The organism is Odoribacter lunatus (assembly GCF_943193135.1).
In the GTDB taxonomy this organism is placed as follows: Bacteria; Bacteroidota; Bacteroidia; order Bacteroidales; family Marinifilaceae; genus Culturomica; species Culturomica lunata.
The window spans coordinates 1-1,025 of sequence record NZ_CALPCZ010000065.1; the positions used below are offsets into that span (position 1 = coordinate 1).

General features: G+C 35.5%; 1 protein-coding gene. It reads left to right on the forward strand.

What is annotated here, in order from left to right; all coding sequences use genetic code 11:
* Nucleotides 1–374: 374 nt before the first annotated feature.
* Nucleotides 375–674, forward strand: coding sequence for a helix-turn-helix domain-containing protein (locus NFR61_RS11130; protein WP_420910123.1), 300 nt, complete (start codon nucleotides 375–377; stop codon nucleotides 672–674).
* Nucleotides 675–1,025: the final 351 nt, after the last annotated feature.

Genomic DNA, 1,025 nt, shown 5'->3' on the forward strand with positions numbered 1-1,025 from the left:
TCCCCTTTTCCAACGGACAGATGCCCGTATTTTTCTTCAATGGAATTGGATTGAATGGGGTGACAACATTTGGGAGTTGGGAATTGTTCCATTTCCTGCGGTTGGATGAGTTTAATTTTCTTTGTCATGTTTTTGTAGGTTTGATTTGGTTAATTATTTGTTTTCATATCACCTACGACGGGGGGAAGTAAGAGGGAGTGAAGTATGGAATGCAGGATATACTTCTGAAATCAGATACCGCCTAAAGAGTAACAAGGGAGGGGGGATATTTTAAAGAGAGGGATACATGAAGGCGGGGGAGATATTATTTCTTTTCTCCTAAAAGTTGCATGATATTGAAACTTTTCCTATTTTTATACTATAATAAATCAGATATGAAAAATAGTATGCTGACAGACATTAGTGCGGAATTAGCGGCAGAATACGGAGCACCAGACACTCCGGAACGTATTCAATTTGATGAAGCAGCCTATGCTTTCTATACGGGTCAGATATTGCTTGATGCCCGTAAAGAAGCTAAAGTAACCCAATTGGAATTGGCAAAGCGCATCCATACGACTAAATCCTATATTTCACGCATAGAGAATGGAATGATAAATCCCAGTGTGAGTACCTTCTATCGTATAATAAACGCACTTGGTTTGCGGGTGGATATTGTAAAACCTATCAGTTGATTTATGTTCTTTTCCTTTTGAAAAGGATAGATTTTTCTGTTTCAATCTAAATTGGCAGAAGTAAGGATAGAATATATAGACTTAAACAACCTATCTACTTTTTAAATTCAGGTTGGTGAGAAATTCCTGTAATGGGTATATATAAGTAATATTTTGAGGATTTTTCACCGCATCTATGGAATGAATAGAAACGTTAATTAACAGTGTTAATTAGTAGTATTGCTTGACAATGGCAAAAAAGTACCTATATTTGTACTTATAAAAGTACACAAACATGAGGACAACTAATTTTACAGATTTAAGAACCAACTTAAAATATCATTTGGATAATGTAGTTCAGGATAATACGCC

Bases quoted from the DNA above. Each gene is read 5' to 3' on its own strand.
- NFR61_RS11130 (WP_420910123.1), top strand. From the start codon at position 375: ATGAAAAATAGTATGCTGACAGACATTAGTGCGGAATTAGCGGCAGAA.